Source organism: Ramlibacter sp. 2FC, from assembly GCF_005503345.1.
Taxonomy (GTDB): domain Bacteria; phylum Pseudomonadota; class Gammaproteobacteria; order Burkholderiales; family Burkholderiaceae_C; genus SCMQ01.
In genome coordinates this window covers 16163-31883 of record NZ_SCMM01000051.1, presented here as the reverse complement: position 1 = coordinate 31883, position 15721 = coordinate 16163, and the positions used below count along the sequence as shown (strand labels likewise).

13 protein-coding genes and 3 tRNA genes are annotated in these 15721 nt (G+C 67.5%); 4 read left to right on the top strand and 12 right to left on the bottom strand.

Going from position 1 to position 15721, the window contains the following annotated elements:
* Positions 1-130: 130 nt before the first annotated feature.
* On the bottom strand, positions 131-376 hold the full coding sequence (locus FFS10_RS18625; RefSeq protein ID WP_137895975.1) for a TIGR04438 family Trp-rich protein: 246 nt from the start codon (positions 374-376) through the stop codon (positions 131-133).
* Positions 377-486: 110 nt separating this feature from the next.
* Between FFS10_RS18625 and FFS10_RS18620 the strand changes: the two genes are divergently transcribed.
* Complete coding sequence (locus tag FFS10_RS18620) at positions 487-792, top strand: c-type cytochrome (protein ID WP_137895974.1); 306 nt, start codon at positions 487-489, stop codon at positions 790-792.
* A 107-nt stretch (positions 793-899) separates the two neighbouring features.
* On the opposite strand, the gene acs is transcribed toward FFS10_RS18620, so the two are convergent.
* Complete coding sequence (gene acs / locus FFS10_RS18615; protein ID WP_137895973.1) at positions 900-2885, bottom strand: acetate--CoA ligase; 1986 nt, start codon at positions 2883-2885, stop codon at positions 900-902.
* Between the two features lie 166 nt (positions 2886-3051).
* Here acs and FFS10_RS18610 point away from each other — a divergent pair, with 166 nt between their 5' ends.
* Positions 3052-3651 (top strand): YqhA family protein, encoded by a 600-nt coding sequence (locus FFS10_RS18610; RefSeq protein WP_137895972.1) that lies wholly within the window; start codon positions 3052-3054, stop codon positions 3649-3651.
* A 6-nt stretch (positions 3652-3657) separates the two neighbouring features.
* On the opposite strand, the gene fumC is transcribed toward FFS10_RS18610, so the two are convergent.
* Complete coding sequence (gene fumC / locus FFS10_RS18605; protein ID WP_137895971.1) at positions 3658-5043, bottom strand: class II fumarate hydratase; 1386 nt, start codon at positions 5041-5043, stop codon at positions 3658-3660.
* A gap of 139 nt (positions 5044-5182) precedes the next feature.
* Between fumC and FFS10_RS18600 the strand changes: the two genes are divergently transcribed.
* Together FFS10_RS18600 and murI are read left to right on the top strand one after the other, a co-directional pair.
* A complete protein-coding gene (locus tag FFS10_RS18600; RefSeq protein ID WP_137895970.1) occupies positions 5183-6736 on the top strand; it encodes a fumarate hydratase in 1554 nt (517 codons plus the stop codon).
* The gene (gene murI, locus FFS10_RS18595) at positions 6737-7606 is read left to right on the top strand and encodes a glutamate racemase (protein WP_137895969.1); all 870 of its coding nucleotides are present in this window, start codon (positions 6737-6739) and stop codon (positions 7604-7606) included.
* Here murI and FFS10_RS18590 read toward each other — a convergent pair.
* The 9 genes from FFS10_RS18590 to clpX all read right to left on the bottom strand — a co-directional run bounded on the left by FFS10_RS18590 (position 7603) and on the right by clpX (position 15670).
* On the bottom strand, positions 7603-8106 hold the full coding sequence (locus FFS10_RS18590) for a YgjP-like metallopeptidase domain-containing protein (RefSeq protein ID WP_502702890.1): 504 nt from the start codon (positions 8104-8106) through the stop codon (positions 7603-7605). The two genes, murI and FFS10_RS18590, sit on opposite strands and share 4 nt — an antisense overlap.
* 5 nt (positions 8107-8111) lie before the next feature.
* A complete protein-coding gene (locus FFS10_RS18585; RefSeq protein WP_137895968.1) occupies positions 8112-9422 on the bottom strand; it encodes an MFS transporter in 1311 nt (436 codons plus the stop codon).
* Positions 9423-9472: 50 nt separating this feature from the next.
* Positions 9473-10105, bottom strand: a complete 633-nt coding sequence (locus FFS10_RS18580; protein ID WP_137895967.1) for a DUF6806 family protein — start codon at positions 10103-10105, stop codon at positions 9473-9475.
* A 76-nt stretch (positions 10106-10181) separates the two neighbouring features.
* The gene (locus tag FFS10_RS18575; protein ID WP_171016184.1) at positions 10182-11246 is read right to left on the bottom strand and encodes a cyanophycinase; all 1065 of its coding nucleotides are present in this window, start codon (positions 11244-11246) and stop codon (positions 10182-10184) included.
* A gap of 103 nt (positions 11247-11349) precedes the next feature.
* A tRNA-Leu gene (locus tag FFS10_RS18570) sits at positions 11350-11437 on the bottom strand.
* An 81-nt stretch (positions 11438-11518) separates the two neighbouring features.
* A tRNA-Cys gene (locus FFS10_RS18565) sits at positions 11519-11592 on the bottom strand.
* Between the two features lie 84 nt (positions 11593-11676).
* A tRNA-Gly gene (locus FFS10_RS18560) sits at positions 11677-11752 on the bottom strand.
* A gap of 101 nt (positions 11753-11853) precedes the next feature.
* Positions 11854-14280, bottom strand: a complete 2427-nt coding sequence (lon, locus tag FFS10_RS18555; RefSeq protein WP_137895965.1) for an endopeptidase La — start codon at positions 14278-14280, stop codon at positions 11854-11856.
* Between the two features lie 121 nt (positions 14281-14401).
* Positions 14402-15670, bottom strand: a complete 1269-nt coding sequence (gene clpX, locus FFS10_RS18550) for an ATP-dependent Clp protease ATP-binding subunit ClpX (RefSeq protein ID WP_137895964.1) — start codon at positions 15668-15670, stop codon at positions 14402-14404.
* Between the last annotated feature and the right edge of the window lie 51 nt (positions 15671-15721).

Genomic DNA, 15721 nt, shown 5'->3' with positions numbered 1-15721 from the left:
GCTGGTGTCCATCCACCAGCACCTCCAGTGTTCCGCTTGAACCGCCGTATGCGGAACCGCACGTACGGTGGTGTGAGAGGGCTGAGGGGGTAACCCCTCACCCTACTCAATTCCCGGATCCTGGGCCGGCTCAGCGCCGGGGCCTCTTGGGCGCGATGCCCATGGCCTCGCGGCTCTTGTCGATCCGCTTCTGCTTGCGCCGCTCGACCTTCTCGACCGACTTGCGCTTGGTGTAGCCCGACCAGTCGGCCCAGGCCCACCAGGCCACGGCCAGGCCGAACGGCGACAGCACCAGCCACCAGTCCCAGGCGGCAACGGCGCCTATTTCCAGGAACTTCATGAGCAGCAGCACGATACCCAGTCCCAGCAAATACATTCTCACCCCCGCATACAAACTGTTGTGATCCGCCGTGGCCTGCGGGCGTCAACCGCAGTCACTACAATCGCGTTCATTCACTGTAACTGAAGAGCCCACGAGGAATGACGATGAAACGAGTGCTGCTTGCCCTGACCGCCGCCATCACGGTGTCGGCTCCCGCCTTTGCCGACCAGGCCCTGGCCACGGCCAAGAACTGCATGGCCTGCCATGCCGTCGACAAGAAGCTGGTGGGACCGTCCTTCAAGGAAGTGGCCGCCAAGTACGCTAGCGACAAGTCGGCCGCCGACAAGCTGGCGACCAAGATCGTCAAGGGCGGCTCGGGCGTCTGGGGCGCGGTGCCCATGCCCGCCAACACCCAGGTCAGCGAGGCCGAGGCCAAGAAGCTGGCCACCTGGGTGCTGAGCCTCAAGTAATCACGAAACGCGCACCCAAGGCAAAGGCCCGCTCTTGATGCGGGCCTTTTTGATCGAAAAGGCCGGTTCCCACCGGCCTTTTTCATGGGCTGGGCGGCTGCGCCGCTTCAGTAGGCTTGGCCGAGCTGGCCCAGGATCGCCGGGTTCTCCAGCGTACTGGTGTCCTGGGTGATGGCCTCGCCCTTGGCCAGGCTGCGCAGCAGGCGGCGCATGATCTTGCCCGAGCGCGTCTTGGGCAGGTTCTCACCGAAGCGTATGTCCTTGGGCTTGGCGATCGGGCCGATCTCTTTGGCGACCCAGTCACGCAGCTCCTTGGCGATGACCTTGGCCTCGTCGCCGGCCGGCAGCGGGCGCTTGAGCACCACGAAGGCGCAGATCGCCTCGCCGGTCAGCTCGTCCGGGCGCCCCACCACGGCGGCCTCGGCCACCAGGTCGGTCTTGGCGACCAGGGCGGACTCGATCTCCATGGTGCCCATGCGGTGGCCCGAGACGTTGAGCACGTCGTCGATGCGCCCCGTGATGCGGAAATAGCCACGGTCGGCCGAACGCACCGCCCCGTCGCCGGCCAGGTAGATCCGGCCGCCCATCTCGTCGGGGAAGTAGCTCTTCTTGAAGCGCTCGGGGTCGCCCCAGATGGTGCGGATCATCGACGGCCAGGGACGCTTGACCACCAGCATGCCGCCCGCGCCGTTGGGGATGTCGTGGCCGGCCTCGTCGACGATGGCGGCCATGATGCCCGGCAGCGGCAGGGTGCAGGAGCCCGGCACCAACGGCGTGGCGCCCGGCAGCGGCGTGATCATGTGGCCGCCGGTCTCGGTCTGCCAGAAGGTGTCGACGATGGGGCAGCGCTCGCCGCCCACATGGCGGTGATACCACATCCAGGCCTCGGGGTTGATGGGCTCGCCCACCGTGCCCAGGATGCGCAGGCTGGACAGGTCCCAGTTCCTGGGATGCACCTTGTCGTCGGTCTCGGCCGCCTTGATCAGCGAGCGGATGGCGGTGGGCGCGGTGTAGAAGATCGAGACCTTGTGGCGCTCTATCATCTGCCAGAAGCGGCCGGCATGAGGGAAGGTGGGCACGCCCTCGAACACCACCTGGGTCGCGCCGGCGGCCAGCGGGCCGTAGGCCACGTAGCTGTGGCCGGTGATCCAGCCAATGTCGGCCGTGCACCAGAACACGTCCTCGGGGCGCAGGTCGAAGGTCCAGTCCATGGTGAGCTTGGCCCACAGCAGGTAGCCGCCCGTGGCATGCTGCACGCCCTTGGGCTTGCCGGTCGAGCCCGAGGTGTAGAGGACGAACAGCGGGTGCTCGGCGCCCACGGGCTCGGCGGGGCATTCGCTGCTCTGGCCAGCCAGGGCCTGCTCAAAGGTCTTGTCGCGCCCTTCCACCATGGCGCAGGGGGTCTGGGTGCGCTGGTAGACGAAGATGTTGCGGATCGACTCGCAGCCGCCCATGGCCAGGCCCTCGTCGACGATGGCCTTGAGCGGCAGTTCCTTGCCGCCGCGCATCTGGTAGTTGGCGGTGATCACGGCCACCGCGCCGGCGTCGATGATGCGCTCCTGCAGCGCCTTGGCCGAGAAGCCGCCGAACACCACGCTGTGCGTGGCGCCGATGCGCGCGCAGGCCTGCATGGCGACCACGCCCTCGATGGTCATCGGCATGTAGACGAGCACCCGGTCGCCCTTCTTGATGCCATGCGCCTTGAGCGCATTGGCGAACTGGCTGACGCGCGCCAGCAGTTCCTTGTAGCTGACCCGTGTCACCTCGCCGCCGTCGGCCTCGAAGACGATGGCGGTCTTGTGCTCGACCGGCGTGCCCATGTGGCGGTCCAGGCAGTTGGCGCTGGCGTTGAGCTCGCCGTCGTCGAACCACTTGTAGAACGGGGCGTTGGACTCGTCGAGCGTGCGCGTGAAGGGCTTGTTCCAGACCAGGTTCTCGCGCGCCAGTCGCGCCCAGAAACCCTCGAAATCCCGCTCGGCCTCGGCGCACAGCGCTTGGTAGCCGTCCATGCCGGAAATGCGTGCGGCCTTGATGACCGCGTCGCTCGGGGGGAACACGCGGTTTTCGACCAGTACCGACTCGATGGCGCTCATGGGGGTCTTCTCCTCAAATATGAATAATGCAGGTCGGGAGCTAATGTCCAGCCTGGCTCTTACAGGCCACTGACTGGCGCCAATCTTACAAACTGACGCGGCGGCGCCGGGCGAAGCGTCATGAGCGCCCCCTACAATCCGGCGCACTCCACTCGCTCCGCATCCCATGTCCGACCCCACCACCAGCCAAGCCGTCTCGCTGCGCCCCCTGCCCAATCTGATTTTCGCCAGCCGCTGGCTGCAGCTTCCGCTGTACCTGGGCCTGATCGCCGCCCAGGCGGTCTACGTCTTCCACTTCTGGGTGGAATTGGTGCACCTGCTCGAGGCGGCCTTCGGCAGCGAGACCGCCCTGCAGGCCCTGGTGACCAGCATAGGCTACAAGTCCGAGGCCCAGATAGCCTCGCTCAACGAAACCATCATCATGCTGGTGGTACTGGCGCTGATCGACGTGGTGATGATTTCCAACCTGCTGATCATGGTGATCGTGGGCGGCTACGAAACCTTCGTCAGCCGCATGAACCTGGAAAGCCACCCCGACCAGCCCGAGTGGCTCAGCCATGTGAACGCCTCGGTGCTCAAGGTCAAGCTGGCCACCGCCATCATCGGCATCAGCTCGATCCATCTGCTCAAGACCTTCATCAACGCGGCCAACTACGACGTCAAGGTGCTGATGTGGCAGACCATCATCCACGCGGTGTTCCTGCTCTCGGCACTGGCCATCGCCCTGACCGACCGGCTGATGGCGCAGCCGACGGCGCACCACTGAGCGGTCTCAGCGGCCGACCATGTCGGCCGGCACCACCCAGCGGTCGAACTGCTCGGCCGTCACGAAACCGCTGGCCAGCGCGGCCTCGCGCAGGCTCAGGCCTTCGCGGTGCGCCTTCTTGGCGATCTCGGCGGCCTTGTCGTAGCCGATGTGGGGATTGAGCGCGGTCACCAGCATCAGCGAGCGCTGCACGAGCTCGGTGATGCGCTCCCGGTCGGGCTCTATGCCGACGGCGCAATGCTCGTCGAAGCTCTGCATGCCGTCGGCCAGCAGGCGCACGCTCTGCAGGAAGTTGTGCGCCACCATGGGCCGGAACACGTTGAGCTCGAAATTGCCCGAGGCACCGCCGACATTGATCGCCACGTCGTTGCCGAACACCTGGCAGCACAGCATGGTCAGCGCCTCGCACTGGGTCGGGTTGACCTTGCCCGGCATGATGGACGAGCCCGGCTCGTTCTCCGGGATCCGGATCTCGCCCAGGCCGCTGCGCGGCCCGCTGGCCAGCCAGCGCACGTCGTTGGCGATCTTCATCAGGCTGGCCGCCAGGGTCTTGAGCGCGCCGTGCGCATGGACCAGGGCGTCGCAGGCGGCCATGGCCTCGAACTTGCTCGGCGCGGTGACCAGGGGCAGGCCGGTCAGCCTCGCCAGCTCGGCCGCCACCCGCTGGTCATAGCCCTTGGGCGCGTTCAGGCCGGTGCCCACGGCCGTGCCGCCCAGCGCGAGTTCGCACAGGTGCGGCAGCGCCGCGCGCAGATGCGCCTCGCCATGCGCGAGCTGGGCCACATAGCCCGAGAACTCCTGGCCCAGGGTCAGCGGCGTCGCGTCCTGCAAGTGGGTGCGGCCGATCTTGACGATGTCGGCGAAGGCCTGGGCCTTGTGCGCCAGCGTGGCGCGCAGCCGGCCCAGCGCCGGCAGCAGCCGGCGCACTATGCCTTCCGCCGCGGCCAGGTGCATGGCAGTGGGAAACACGTCGTTGCTCGACTGGCTGCGGTTCACGTCGTCGTTCGGGTGCACCAGCCGGCCCTCGCCGCGCGGGCCGCCGAGCAGCTCGCTGGCGCGGTTGGCCAGCACTTCGTTGAGGTTCATGTTGGTCTGGGTGCCCGACCCGGTCTGCCAGACCACCAGCGGGAACTCCTCGGGATGGCCGCCGGCGATCACCTCGTCGGCCGCTGCGACGATGGCGTCGGTCTTCCTCTCGTCCTGCAGGCCCAGGGCCTGGTTGACCACCGCCGCGGCGCGCTTGACCTGGGCCAGGGCCTTGATCAGCTCGCGCGGCTGGCGCTCGCCCGAGATGTCGAAATGCTGCAGCGAGCGCTGGGTCTGCGCCCCCCACAGCCGGTCGGCCGGCACCTCGATGGGGCCGAAGCTGTCGCGCTCGGTTCGGGTCTGCATGGCTGGCTCCGCGCGGGGTGATGGCCTGACCTGTCAAAATAGCGGGCTAGGGCCTGTCCCTAGGGCAACCGTAGCAGACTTCCCATTCGACTGCAAAGTTCGTCCCGCCGCCGTCCCAAGTCACCCGTCCACGAGCACCATGACCACGACCATCAAGCAGGAAGACCTGATCCAATCCATCGCCGACGCCTTCCAGTACATCAGCTACTACCACCCGCTGGACTACATCAAGGCACTCGGCGAGGCCTACGAGCGCGAGCAGTCGCCGGCCGCCAAGGACGCGATCGCCCAGATCCTGACCAACTCGCGCCTGTCGGCCGAGGGCCACCGCCCGATCTGCCAGGACACCGGTATCGGCATGGTGTTCCTGAAGGTCGGCATGAACGTGCAATGGGCCGACGCCACCATGGGCCTGCAGCAGATGGTCGACGAGGGCGTGCGCCGCGCCTACGCCAACCCGGACAACCCGCTGCGCGCCTCGGTGCTGGCCGACCCGGCCGGCACGCGCAGGAACACCAAGGACAACACCCCGGCCGTGGTGCACTTCGAGATCGTCCCGGGCGACCATGTGGAAGTGATCTGCGCGGCCAAGGGCGGCGGCTCCGAGGCCAAGGCCAAGTTCGCCATGCTCAACCCCTCGGACGACCTGGTGGAGTGGATCCTCAAGACCGTGCCGACCATGGGCGCGGGCTGGTGCCCGCCCGGCATCCTGGGCGTCGGCATAGGCGGCACGCCCGAGAAGGCCATGCTGCTGGCCAAGGAGTCCATCATGGCCCCGGTGGACATCCACGAGCTGATCGCCAAGGCCAAGGGCGGCGCCAAGCTGAGCCGCGCCGAGGAACTGCGCCTGGAGCTGTACGAGAAAGTCAATGCCCTGGGCATCGGCGCCCAGGGCCTGGGCGGCCTGACCACGGTGCTGGACGTCAAGGTGCTGGACTACCCCTGCCACGCCGCCAACCTGCCGGTGGCCCTGGTGCCCAACTGCGCCGCCACCCGCCACTGCCACTTCCACCTGGACGGTTCCGGCCCGGCCAAGATAGCGCCGCCCAAGCTCGAGGACTGGCCCGCCGTGACCTGGACGCCGGATACGAAATCCGCTACCCGCGTCAACCTGGACAGCCTGACCAAGGAAGAGGTCGCCTCCTGGAAGGTCGGCCAGAAGCTGCTGCTCAACGGCAAGATGCTGACCGGCCGCGACGCCGCGCACAAGCGCATCGCCGACATGCTGGCCAAGGGCGAGAAGCTGCCGGTGGACTTCAGCAACCGCGTGATCTACTACGTGGGCCCGGTGGACCCGGTGCGCGACGAGGTGGTGGGCCCAGCCGGCCCGACCACCGCCACCCGCATGGACAAGTTCGCGCGCACCATGCTCGAGCAGACCGGCCTGATCTCGATGATCGGCAAGTCCGAGCGCGGCCCGGTCGCGATCGAGGCGATCAAGGACAACCAGTCGGCCTATCTGATGGCCGTGGGCGGCGCCGCCTACCTCGTCGCCAAGGCCATCAAGTCGGCCAAGGTGGTGGGCTTCGCCGACTTAGGGATGGAAGCCATCTACGAGTTCGACGTGCAGGACATGCCCGTGACCGTGGCCGTGGACTCGAGCGGCACCAGCGCCCACACCACCGGCCCCGCCGAGTGGCAAAAGCGCATCGCCTCGGGCGAGTTCAAGGGCATTGCGGTCGCTGCGGCCTGAATGCAGGCGGCCTCGGCGGTGGACGCCCCGATCGGCGTCTTTGACAGCGGCATAGGCGGCCTCAGCGTGCTGCAGGCGCTGCGCGCCGAACTGCCGCACGAGCGCTTCGTCTACCTCGCCGACAGCGGCCACGCGCCCTATGGCGAGCGCGGCGACGCCTTCGTCGCTGCCCGCACGCACGCCATCAGCGCCTACCTGCGCGAGCGCTATGGCATCAAGGCCCTGGTCGTGGCCTGCAACACCGCCACGGCCGCCGCCATCCACGAGGCCCGCGCCGCCCACCCGGACCTGCCGGTGGTCGGCGTGGAGCCGGCGCTCAAGCCCGCCGTGGCCATTAGCCGCACCGGTCGCATCGGCGTGATCGGCACGCGCGGTACGCTGGCCAGCGCCAAGTTCGCCAGGCTGCTGGCCTCGCTGCAGGGGCAGGCCGAGTTCGTGGTCCAACCCTGCGACGGCCTGGCCCATGCGATCGAGCGCAGCACGGCGCAGGCCCTGCCGGCCGACCCCGCATCGACCGAGATCCGGGCCCTGTGCGCGCGCTACACCGGCGCCATGGGCCGCTTCGGCCAGGCCCCGGGCGAGATCGACACCCTGGTGCTGGGCTGTACCCACTACGTGTTCGCGCAGGACGACCTGCGCGCCCTGCTTGGCCCCGAGATCCAGCTGATCGCCACCGGCGAGCCGGTCGCGCGCCAGACGCGGCGCCTGCTGCAGGTCGCCGGCCGGCTGGCGCCGTCGCAGGGCGAAGCGCCGACCCAGGACGCGGTGCAGTTGCTCACCACCGGCGCCCTCGACCCCCTGCAGGCCGCGGCGGCCCGCTGGCTGCAGCTGCCCGCCGATTGCTGCGCCGCCGTGCAAGTGCCGTCCTAGGCGCCCCACAGGCGCTCGCCGCCCTGGTCCAGGTGGGTGAGGTACAGGCGCAGGTCGAGCTCGAGCTGGTGGTAGGCCGGCTCCATGTGCTCGCACAGCTGGTAGAAGGCGCGGCCATGCTCGCGCTCGCGCAGGTGAGCCAGCTCGTGCACCGCGATCATGCGCAGGAACTCGATCGGCGTGTCCCTGAACAGCGCCGCCACGCGGATCTCGCGCTTGGCCTTGAGCCGGCTGCCCTGCACGCGCGCCACCGTGCTGTGCAGCCCCAGCGCATTGCGGATCACATGGATCTTGCTGTCGAACGTCACCTTGCTGACCGCATCGGCGCTGCGCATGAATTCGTTCTTCAGCGAACTGACGTACTGGTAGAGCCCGCCATCGGTACGGATGCCGTGCGCGCCCGGGTACTTGCGGCGCAGCCAGGCCGCCAGGCCCTGCTGCTCGAGCATCTGGCGCACCTTGTTCCGCAGGTCCTCGGGATAGGCCTGCAGGTAGGGCAGCGGACTCACGCCGGTTGGCCGGCGGCCAGGGCCGCCTCGCGTCCGCGCCGCATGTTCACCGGCCACAGCAGGACCAGGCCGGCGACGAACAGCAGTCCCGAGGACGCGATCGCGATGCGCTGGTTGCCTCCGGTGAACCAGGTGATGGCGCCGTAGCTCAGCGGGCCGACGATGCTGGCCAGGCGGATCGCGAAGGTCCACAGGCCGTAGAACTCGGCCAGCTGGCGCGGCGGCGCGAACAGGCCGGCCATGGCACGGCCGGCCGACTGACTCGAGCCCATGCAGGCGCCGGCGATGCCCGCCGCCCACCAGAAGCCGCCCTTGGTCGTGGTCAGCGCCGCGATCGCGCAGGTCGCGATCCAGCCCAGCAGGGTCAGCGCCAGCGCCGGCTTGTGGCCGATACGGTCCTGCCAGTAGCCGAAGGCAAAGGCGCCCAGCGCCGCCGCGATGTTGAGCACGAAGATCAGCAGCATGGTCTCCTGCTGCGCGAAGCCGATGACCTGCTCGGCGTAGATGGCCGACAGCGCGATGGCCGTCGCCACCCCGCCCTGGTAGGCCACGGCGCAGCCCAGCAGCCACATGAAGTCGCGGTAGCGGCGCGCCTGGTGCAGCGTGCTCCTGAGCTGGCGCAGCGAAGCCTTCCAGCCCGAGGGCGCCATGGCCTGCGGCCGCGGCCGCGCGCGCTCGGGCAGCAGCGCGAAGGTGACCAGCGCGGCCAGGCCGTAGAGCGTGGCCGTGATCAGCAGGGTGACCGGCACGAAGCGCTCGGCCGCGATGCCATGGGACTGGGCCCAGAGCACGTAAGCCAGGCTCAGGCCCAGCGCCAGCATGCCGCCCAGATAGCCCAGGCTCCAGCCCCAGCCGCTGACCTTGCCCATGCCCTCGGCGCGCGCCAGCTCGGGCAGGAAGGCCGCGGTCAGCGACTCGCCGTACGAGTAGAAGGTGTTGGACAGGATGACCAGCCCCATGGCCAGCGCCACGCTGCCGGGACCGGCCAGCGCGAGCAGGGCCGTGCTGGCCACGCAGCCGGCGGTGGTGAGCATCAGCAGCCGCTTCTTGGCCGCACGCAGGTCGGCCCAGGCGCCCAGGCTGGGCATGGTCAGCATGACGATGGCGTAGGACGCGCTGAGCGAGGCGGTCCAGGCGAAGGTGGCCCAGTCGGCACGGCCGGCGATACCGCCCACGAAGTAGGCCGCGAACACCGCGGTGATGACCACCGTGGTGTAGCCCGAGTTGGCGAAGTCGTACATGGCCCAGCCGAACACCTCGCGCTTGCGCACGCCGGGGTTCAGGGCATCGGAAGGGAACAGGCCCATGGCAAGGCGAATCGAACGAGAGGCAGCGCCGGCCGGGCCGGCGCCGTGCTTCAGTGCAGGTGGCGCGGCCGGCGGCCGCCGCCGTGGCCCGTTCCGCCGGAGCCGCCATGGCCGCGCGGCGGCTTGCCGAGCTCGAGCGAATTGGCCAGGGCGTCGAAGCGCTGGCCGAACAGCTTGTCGATCTCGGCCACCACGCCGCCGAGCTCCGAGCCGTCGAAATGGCGCTCCATCAGCTGCACCACGTCCTCCACCAGCAGGTCGCGCTGGGCCTGCATGATGGCCCCGGGCGTGGGGCCGACGAACAGCAGTACGAAGTCGTCGCGCGACTCGCGGCCTTCGGCCTCGTCCTCCTCGTCGTATTCGGCGTCGTAGAAGGTGACCTCGATCTGGGCGCCGGTCTCGGCCACCTCGTTGAGGTTCATGCACATCTCGTCGAGCACCTGGCGGAAATCCTCGTCGCCGTACACGGTCCAGCAGATCTGCAGCAGATGGGCCGGCGCGTCCAGGCGGATGCCGGGCTCGTCCTCGTAGGCGCTGGCCGCGCCGTCGGCCAGCGAGCGCGCGCCGGCGTACTTCCACAGGGGCTTGAGCACGTCCTGCAGGGTCTCGAAGCCAACGTCGGGGCGCAGGCGCACGTCACCATGCACGTGGATCTCGAAAGGCGCGTTGTTGTAATCGGTCATGGAGAACTCGGTCTATGAGCACCGATTGTGCCACCGCAGCCAAGGCCCCGACGCCCTGGCCACCCTCCGAGCCAGGTCAATAGACCGAACCGCCGGACTGCGAAGAAGTCAGCACGCCCGCCTCGGCGGAGATGTCGTAGACCGCCGCCGCACCGCGCACGCCGCTCCAGGCCGTCAGGTCGAAACTGCCGCCGCCCGACAGGCGCTGGACGATCACGTTGCGGAATGTCAGCGGCTGCCCGGGCAGGCAGGTCGTTGGCGCGATCGTCGGGCTCAGGAAATAGGCCGAGCCCACGCCCACCCGCATGGCCTGGCGCCCCTCGACCAGCAAGGCCGTTTCCACGTCCACGCCGATGCCGCGCGCTGCGGCGACGGGCGCCCAGCCGTCCTGCACGGTGCGCGCCACGAAAGTCAGCAGCCGCCCCATGCGGTCGCGCGCGTCGAGATGGGCATCGGCCAGCACGCCGCCCAGGCCCGGCCCCGTCAGGAAGCCCTGGTCCAGCTTCATGTAGCGGTTGTAGGGGTCGGCCAGCGCCTGGGCCGAGGTCACGGTGCCCCTGAGCGCGGCGAAGTCGAACTGCCCCAGCACGGCCAGGCCGGCACTGGTACCGCCGATCGGCACGTTGCGCTGCATCAGCGCCTGGATGGCCGCATCCAGCGGCGTGCCCTTCCATTGCTGGATGTAGTCAGCCTGGTCGCCGCCCGCGATGAACAGGGCCTCGGCCCTGGCGACCCGCTCCAGCACGAAGGGATCGGCCGCGGCCTCCCGGTTCTGGATGACCAGGGTCTCGACCGAGCTCAGGCCGCCCATGGCGTAAATGTAGGGGTTGTAGCCGTCCGCGCCCGAGGCCCGTATCACGACGAAGTTGCCGCCACCCGACTTCTGGATCATCCACTGGAAGGCCGCATCGACGTCGGGCCCGCCGCCCATCAGCACGGCCGTGGGGGTGTCCGGCGCGGGCCGGACCACGTCGACAGCACTGCCCGTGAGGTAGTAGTCGTAGGCAGCCTTGCTCTTGCCGGCGGCCTGCGCGGCGCCGAAGGCCCCCAGCAGGAACAGGCCCAGCAAGCCGGTGAACAGCGCGCGACGAAAGAGGTCGACACGAAGAATGCGCGCGGCTGCGCTGCGCAAGGTGTGCATAGGGAAGCTCCTCTGTTGGCCCCCTGGCCGAACGACCATGGGTTGGGGCCATTGTGAGCACGCACTGCGTCCTGTCAATCGCCCAAACGGGCGGTACGTCAGCTGGTGCCTCGAACGGGACTCGAACCCGTACGCCGGTTGAGGGCGGCGGATTTTAAGTCCGCTGTGTCTACCGATTTCACCATCGAGGCCAGGCACCGATTCTCGCAGCGGGAAACGGGGCCACAAGCAAACAGCCCCGGCAACGCACGGGTTGACGGGGCTGTTTTTTCTGGAGGCGCGGGCCGGAGTCGAACCGACCTACACGGATTTGCAATCCGGTGCATAACCGCTTTGCTACCGCGCCAGGATTCCTTGGATCTCTCTGACAAAAAAGGGAAGCCGGAGCTTCCCTTTTGGGCTGGAAGACGTTGGCACTTCTTCCATGATCTGGAGCGGGAAACGAGGCTCGAACTCGCGACCTCAACCTTGGCAAGGTTGCGCTCTACCAACTGAGCTATTCCCGCGTAATCAGCAATCGTTGCTTTGTTATTCGCACCGTTTGCTGCAATAAAAGAATTATAGCGTAGTTTTTTGGGCTTCCGGTCAGGCACCCAAAAAAACTGACTCAGTGCTTCAAGGAGTCGCTGCCCGCAGCGTTCGGGGCACCGCCGGCCGCCGCCGCCATGGCCGCCACCTCCTCGTCGGAGAGCGGCACGGGCTTGCTCTCCAGGGCAATGTCGAGCACCTTGTCGATCCACCTGACCGGCACGATCTCCAGACCGTTCTTCACGTTCTCGGGAATCTCCTGCAGGTCCTTGACGTTTTCCTCGGGAATCAGCACGGTCTTGATGCCGCCACGCAGCGCGGCCAGCAGCTTCTCCTTGAGACCGCCGATGGCCGTAACCTCGCCGCGCAGCGTGATCTCGCCGGTCATGGCCACGTCGCCGCGCACCGGGATGCCGGTCAGCGCCGAGACGAAAGCCGTGCTCATCGCCGCGCCGGCGCTCGGACCGTCCTTGGGCGTGGCGCCATCGGGCACGTGGATGTGGACGTCCTTCTTCTCGAACACCTCGTCCTTGATCCCCAAGCGGCGCGCACGGCTGCGCACCACGGTGCGCGCGGCCTCGACCGACTCCTTCATCACGTCGCCCAGCATGCCGGTGCGCGTGATGACGCCCTTGCCGGGCATGGTCGCGGCCTCGATGGTCAGCAGGTCGCCGCCGACCTCGGTCCAGGCCAGGCCTACCACCTGGCCGACCTGGTTCTGCTGTTCGGCGCGGCCGTAGCTGTACTTGCGCACGCCGAGGAAGTCGTTGAGGTTGTCAGCCGTCACCTGGACCTGAGGGCTCATCTTCTTGAGCTGCAAACCCTTGACCACCTTGCGGCAGATCTTGGACAGCTCACGCTCGAGCGAGCGCACGCCGGCCTCGCGCGTGTAGTAGCGCACGATGTCGCGGATCGCGGCCTCGTTCACATGGAGCTCGTCGTCCTTCACGCCGTTGTTCTTCATCTGCTTGGGCAGCAGGTACTTGATCGCGATATTGGTCTTCTCGTCCTCGGTATAGCCCGACAGGCGGATCACCTCCATGCGGTCCAGCAGGGCCGGCGGGATGTTCATCGAGTTCGAGGTCGCGACGAACATCACGTCGCTGAGATCGAAGTCGACCTCGACGTAGTGGTCGGCGAAGGTGTGGTTCTGCTCGGGGTCCAGCACCTCGAGCAGCGCGCTCGAAGGATCTCCGCGGAAGTCGGTGCCCAGCTTGTCGATCTCGTCGAGCAGGAACAGCGGGTTGCGCGTGCCCACCTTGGACAGGCTCTGCAGCACCTTGCCCGGCATGGCGCCGATGTAGGTGCGCCGGTGGCCGCGGATCTCGGCCTCGTCGCGCATGCCGCCCAGGGCCATGCGCACGTACTTGCGGCCCGTGGCCTTGGCCACCGACTGGCCGAGCGAGGTCTTGCCCACGCCGGGCGGGCCGACCAGGCACAGGATGGGCGCCTTGACCTTGTCCACGCGCTGCTGCACCGCGAGGTACTCGAGGATGCGGTCCTTGACCTTCTCCAAGCCGAAGTGGTCTTCGTTGAGCACGTCCTCGGCATGGGCCAGGTCATGCCGGATCTTGGTCTTCTTGCTCCAGGGCAGGCCGACCAGCACGTCGATGTAATTGCGCACCACGGTGGCCTCGGCCGACATCGGCGACATGAGCTTGAGCTTCTTGAGCTCGGCCTCGGCCTTCTTGCGCGCCTCGGTCGGCATCTTGGCGGCCTTGATCTTCTTCTCGATCTCCTCGATGTCGGCGCCCTCCTCGCCTTCGCCGAGCTCCTTCTGGATCGCCTTGACCTGCTCGTTGAGGTAGAAGTCGCGCTGGTTCTTCTCCATCTGGCGCTTGACGCGGCCACGGATCTTCTTGTCGACGTTCAGGATGTCGACCTCGCGCTCGAGCTGCTCGAACAGGTTCTCCAGCCGGTCCTTGACCTCGGCCAGGTCGAGCACCACCTGCTTGTTCTCGAGCTTGAGCGGCAGGTGCGCGGCGATGGTGTCAGCCAGGCGGCCCGGGTCGTCGATGCTGGAGATCGAGGTCAGGATCTCCGGCGGGATCTTCTTGTTGAGCTTGACGTACTGGTCGAACTGCTGCATCACGGCGCGGCGCAGCGCCTCGACCTCGCTGCTGGGCGTGCCTGCGGCTGCGGCGGCCAGCGGCGTGACGGTGGCCGAGAAATGCGACTCGCCGTCCTCGATGCGGTTGACGGTGGCGCGTTGCTGGCCCTCCACCAGCACCTTCACGGTGCCGTCGGGCAGCTTGAGCATCTGCAGGATGGTGGAGACGCAGCCGACCTCGAACATGTCGGCCACGCCGGGCTCGTCCTTGGCGGCCGCCTTTTGCGCCACCAGCATGATGCGGCGCTCCGCCGCCATCGCCGTCTCCAGAGCCTTGATGCTCTTGGGACGACCGACGAACAGCGGGATCACCATGTGGGGGAACACCACCACGTCGCGCAGCGGCAGCAGCGGCAGGGCGATGGGGATGGCAGGCAGAGGTATGTGTCCGGACATGGGATTCCCTTGTATTACCTGTTGAATATGGTCGCCAGAGACGGATTTTCAACCTGCCGCCGATACCGGACCGGAGGCAGGGTTGAAAATGCGAGCCAGGCGATGTGCAAGGCCGTCCGGGTCAGGCCTTTTTCGCCGCCTCGCGGTAGACCAGCAGGGGCGGCTTGTTTTCCTCGATGGTGGACTCGTCCACCACGACCTTCTCGACGTTGGCGGCGTTGGGCAGGTCGAACATGGTGTCGATCAGCGCCTGCTCCAGGATGGAGCGCAGGCCGCGCGCGCCGGTCTTGCGCGCCAGCGCCTTGCGCGCGATCGCCTTGAGCGCCGAGGGCCGGATCTCCAGGTCCACGCCCTCCATGCCCAGCAGCTTGGCGTACTGCTTGACCAGCGCGTTCTTGGGTTCGGTCAGGATCTGCACCAGCGCGTCCTCGCTGAGCTCGGCCAGCGTGGCGACCACCGGCATGCGGCCCACGAGCTCGGGGATCAGGCCGAACTTGATCAGGTCTTCCGGCTCGATCTCGCTGAACACCTCGGTCAGCGAGCGCTGCTTCTTGCTCTTGACTGCGGCGCCGAAGCCTATGCCCGAGGCCTCGGTGCGGTTCTCGATGACCTTCTCCAGGCCGGCAAACGCGCCGCCGCAGATGAACAGGATGTTGGTCGTGTCGATCTGCAGGAAGTCCTGGTTGGGGTGCTTGCGCCCGCCCTGCGGCGGCACGCTGGCCATGGTGCCCTCGATCAGCTTGAGCAGCGCCTGCTGCACGCCCTCGCCCGAGACATCGCGCGTGATCGAGGGGTTGTCGGACTTGCGCGAGATCTTGTCGATCTCGTCGATGTAGACGATGCCGCGCTGGGCACGCTCGACGTCGTAGTTACAGCTTTGCAGCAGCTTGGCGACGATGTTCTCGACGTCCTCGCCCACGTAGCCGGCCTCGGTCAGCGTGGTCGCATCGGCCATCACGAAGGGCACGTCCAGCATGCGCGCCATGGTCTGCGCCAGCAGCGTCTTGCCCGAGCCCGTGGGGCCCATCAGCAGGATGTTGCTCTTGGCCAGCTCGACCTCGTCCTTCTTGGCCTTGTCCTTGTGGCGCAGGCGCTTGTAGTGGTTGTAGACCGCCACGGCCAGGGTGCGCTTGGCCTTCTCCTGGCCGATCACGTAGTTGTCCAGGTTGCCCTTGATCTCGGTGGGCGTGGGCAGCTCGCTGCGCGCCTCCTTGCCCTGCACCTCGGTGGCGGGCAGCTCGTCACGGATGATCTCGTTGCACAGGTCTATGCACTCGTCGCAGATGAACACCGAGGGACCTGCGATGAGCTTCTTCACTTCGTGCTGGCTCTTGCCGCAGAAGGAGCAGTACAGGGTCTTTTCGGTGGAGGAGCCTTTTTTCTCGGCCATGTCGGGAGTGCCTTGTCACTAAGGGTTACCTTACATGATAACCAAATCAAA